Source organism: Streptomyces sp. NPDC056948 (assembly GCF_042674225.1).
Lineage (GTDB): Bacteria > Actinomycetota > Actinomycetes > Streptomycetales > Streptomycetaceae > Streptomyces > Streptomyces purpurascens.
Genome location: NZ_JBHUQX010000637.1, coordinates 1 through 3596 on the forward strand (window position 1 = coordinate 1; position 3596 = coordinate 3596).

The window sequence follows — 3596 nt, forward strand, 5'->3', positions numbered from 1 at the left end:
TTCCTGTCGCGCCGCAGCCTGAGCCTTCCGGCTCGCAGCTTCCCGCACGCCTGAATTCGTCGCTCTTTCACGCCCCTTGAACGGGGCTGACCGCGGCTGAAACGGCGTCCCCGAATGCGGCTCTGCCGCGCGCAGTCGCGCCTTCTCCCGGAAAGAGAACCCATGGCCACCGTCCTGTCCGTCTCCGGCAGCCCCTCCGCCTCCTCCCGCACCAGCCGACTGCTGCGCCACCTGGACGAGCGGCTGGCCGCGCAGGGCCATGACGTCATCCCGCTCGACGTCCGCACCATCCCCGCCGAGGCCCTGCTCGGCGCGGACTTCCGGCATCCCGCGATCGTCGAGGCCACCGAGCTGTTCGCGCGTGCCGACGGCGTCGTCGTCGGCACCCCCGTCTACAAGGCCTCCTACTCCGGTGTCCTCAAGGCCCTGCTGGACCTGCTCCCGCAGTACGCCCTCACCGGCAAGACCGTGCTGCCGCTCGCCACGGGTGGCAGCATCGCCCATGTCCTGGCCATCGACTACGCCCTGCGTCCGGTGCTCACCTCCATGGGGGCGGCCCACACGGTGCAGGGCTGGTTCACCCTCGACAAGGACCTGACCGTGCAGGACGACGGCTCCCTGACCGTAGCGCCTGCCGCCGCGGAGGCACTCACCCAGGTGGTGGACCAGTTCTCCGCGGCGCTCGGCCGCACCCCGCTGCTGGCCGTGGCGGGCTGACGCCTCCGGCCTTCCGAAGATCAACCCTGGAGCTCGACTTCGGCGTCCTCCGCACCAAGGGGCAAGCCCTGCCCCTTGGTGACCGGGAGGCACACACGCATGAAGCAGCGGACCGCACGCACCGTCTCATTAGCCCTGGCCGTGGCGTTGGCCGCCGGAACGGCGGCACTCGCCCCGTCCGCACACGCGGCACAGTCCAAGCACGGCCATGAGGCGACCCGAACCGCACTGCGGGATCTGGTCGAGAAGGGCGGGCTCCCCGGCGTGGCGGCCAAGGTCCGCGACCACAAGGAGAGTTGGTCCGCGGTGGCCGGCCACGCGGACACCGGCACCGGCCGCAAGCGTTCTTCCGCCGACCACTTCCGCGGGGCCAGCATCACCAAGACGTTCGTCGCGACCGTCCTGCTCCAACTGGAGGCCGAAGGCAGACTGAGCCTGGACGACACGGTCGAGTCCTGGCTGCCCGGCCTGGTGCGGGGCAACGGCTACGACGGCAGCAAGATCACCCTGCGCCGGCTCCTCAACCACACCAGCGGCATCGCCAACTACACCGACGACCCCGCGTTCATCCACGGCGCAGCCGGCCCCGGCTTCCCGGAGCACCGGTACGACACCCACACGCCCGAGGAACTCGTGGCGATCGCGCTGAAGTACCGGCCGCTGCCCGACCCGGAGACGGCGCCGGTGTACTCGAACACCAACTTCGTCATCGCCGGGATGGTCATCGAGAAGGCGACGGGCGACTCGTACGCGCAGGAGATCACTCGTCGCGTCATCCGGCCGCTGAAGCTGCGCGGGACGTCCTTCCCCGGGACATCGCCGAAGATGCCGAACCCGCACCCCGTCGCCTACTCCCGGCTCCACGAGGAGGCCCCGGACGCCGAGATCCATGACGCCACCGAACAGAACATGACCTGGCTGGGCGCGGCCGGCGACGTCATCTCCACCAGCGGCGACCTCAACCGCTTCCAACGGGCCCTGATCGAGGGCGAGTTGCTGCCACCGGCCCAGATGAAGGAAATGCTCGAAGAGGTCCCGTCGGGGGACGGGCTGGGGTTCGGGCTCGGCGTCGAGTTCGCGGAGCTGTCCTGCGGGGTGAAGGTGGTGGGCAAGACCGGCCGTACCAACGGCTCCGTGTCCGCGATGGTGGGCACACAGGACGGTGAGCACCAGTTGACGTTCAACATCAACGGTGACTGGCTCCAGAACGGATCGCTCTACGTCGATGTGATCGAAGCGGAGTTCTGCGGCAAGGCCACCTCCCCGACCGGAAGTCCGACCGACAAGCCGCTCCTGCCGCAGCTCGGCTAGCCGGACGCCAGCGACCCGAGGTGCGTCCGGCGTGCCTCGGCCGTCTGGCCCTGCACCAGCAGGAACATCCCCTCCCGGGCCAGCCGCTGCGCCCGGCTGTCCAGGGCCATGGACCGGCCGCCCCCGGCCACGACCGCCGCGGTCGTGGCCGCACGCATGAGGTCGTACGCGCGAGTCTTCACAGCAAGCCGTTCCGGGACGCACTCGTGCGGGACCGGGTGGTCGGCCAGCGCGTAGGCCTCCCTCCGGACCTCGTCGAGCCGGTCCCGCAGCGAGCGGGCCGTCTCCTGGCCGTCCGGGGCGTCCGCCACCAGGTCCAGCGCCGCGTACGCCACCCCGAAGACGGCCGGACTGGCGTTGGCGGCCCTGGGCAGGTCGACCAGAGCGAACTCCTTCTGCGGCACGCGCAGCACGACGGCCTCGTCCGGAACCCACAGGCCGTCCAGTTCCAGAGAGACCGTACGGGCGGCGGTGAGCGCCGCGAGCCGCATCGGCGCCGACGGCGAAAGCCCCGGCTGCTCGCGGGCCTCGGTCAGGACGAACACCACCTCGGCCGTGTCCGTCACACCGGCCAGCAGCATCACGTCGTTCAGGCCCCAGCCCGTGAACCAGGGCACCGTTCCCTCGAACCGCCAGCCGCCCCGCTCGGGCACCGCCCGCACGGGGACGCGGGGAAAGCCACGGACATGGGCGTACGCGATACCGGCCATCAGTTCGCCGGTCGCCAGCGGACGCAGGAGCTTCTCGCGGACGGGTGAGTCATATGTGGCGATCAGCTTCACCGGAGTGTGGTGCTGTGTCTGCACGAACCATGTGGAGCAGCACGCCCCCGCCAGGATCTCCGCGGTCTCCCGCGCCACGCCTACGGGCGCGTCCGCCCCGCCGTACTCCTTCGGCGCGCCCACCCCGAGCAGCCCCGACCGCTTCACGGCCGCGATGTGGCTCGCCGGCACACCCTCCTGGTCGACGCGCTCGGCGTGCGGGACGAGGAGATCGTGTGCCAGTCGCTGGGCGCGGGTGACGAGGGGATGGGGTGTGGTGGTCATGGGAGAAATTCTCCCGGTCGCGCGGCGCGGGGTGTCGATCCGGGGGTGTGTCGTTCGTGTAGGAGGTGCAAGGACCCACCGACAGTCCATCCCCCCGATGCCCCGGCATCCGGACGCCATGGAGGCCGTCATGAAGTACTACCTGCTCAGCGTGATGCAGCCGGTCGGCGCTACGCCCGCCCCCGAGGTCCTCGAGGAGATCGGCGAGAACCTCGACGCCTTCCACCAGGAGCTGCGCGAGGCGGGTGCCTGGGTCTTCGCCGGAGGGCTGCACGGCCCGGAGTCCTCCACCGTGCTGCGGCCCCGCGACGGCGACGTCCTGATCACCGACGGCCCGTACGCCGAGGGCAAGGAGATGCTCGGCGGCATCTGCCTCGTCAGGGCGCCCGACCTGGACGCCGCCCTGGAGTGGGGGCGCAAGGCGGCTCTCGCCACCACGCTGCCGATCGAGGTGCGCCCCTTCATGGGGGACGCCGACTGATGGGCGTGGACGTCGAGGCGGTCTTCCGCGCCGAGTACGGC

General features: G+C 70.8%; 4 protein-coding genes. 3 read left to right on the forward strand and 1 reads right to left on the reverse strand.

Annotation, left to right across the window (positions count from 1 at the left end):
* The first annotated feature begins 162 nt into the window (after positions 1 to 162).
* Both ssuE and ACFTZL_RS42630 read left to right on the forward strand, forming a co-directional pair.
* The gene (gene ssuE / locus ACFTZL_RS42625; RefSeq protein WP_382595311.1) at positions 163 to 717 is read left to right on the forward strand and encodes an NADPH-dependent FMN reductase; all 555 of its coding nucleotides are present in this window, start codon (positions 163 to 165) and stop codon (positions 715 to 717) included.
* Positions 718 to 816: 99 nt separating this feature from the next.
* Positions 817 to 2028 carry a serine hydrolase domain-containing protein gene (locus ACFTZL_RS42630; protein ID WP_382595314.1) on the forward strand — a complete coding sequence of 404 codons (1212 nt, stop codon included), beginning with the start codon at positions 817 to 819 and terminating at the stop codon, positions 2026 to 2028.
* Here ACFTZL_RS42630 and ACFTZL_RS42635 read toward each other — a convergent pair.
* On the reverse strand, positions 2025 to 3074 hold the full coding sequence (locus tag ACFTZL_RS42635) for an acyl-CoA dehydrogenase family protein (RefSeq protein ID WP_382595316.1): 1050 nt from the start codon (positions 3072 to 3074) through the stop codon (positions 2025 to 2027). The genes ACFTZL_RS42630 and ACFTZL_RS42635 overlap by 4 nt on opposite strands.
* 130 nt (positions 3075 to 3204) lie before the next feature.
* On the opposite strand from ACFTZL_RS42635, the gene ACFTZL_RS42640 reads away from it, so the two are divergent.
* Positions 3205 to 3555 (forward strand): YciI family protein, encoded by a 351-nt coding sequence (locus ACFTZL_RS42640; RefSeq protein WP_382595319.1) that lies wholly within the window; start codon positions 3205 to 3207, stop codon positions 3553 to 3555.
* Positions 3556 to 3596 lie beyond the last annotated feature (41 nt).

Bases quoted from the DNA above. Each gene is read 5' to 3' on its own strand.
- ssuE (WP_382595311.1), top strand. From the start codon at position 163: ATGGCCACCGTCCTGTCCGTCTCCGGCAGCCCCTCCGCCTCCTCCCGC.
- ACFTZL_RS42635 (WP_382595316.1), bottom strand. From the start codon at position 3,074: ATGACCACCACACCCCATCCCCTCGTCACCCGCGCCCAGCGACTGGCA.
- ACFTZL_RS42640 (WP_382595319.1), top strand. From the start codon at position 3,205: ATGAAGTACTACCTGCTCAGCGTGATGCAGCCGGTCGGCGCTACGCCC.
- ACFTZL_RS42630 (WP_382595314.1), top strand. From the start codon at position 817: ATGAAGCAGCGGACCGCACGCACCGTCTCATTAGCCCTGGCCGTGGCG.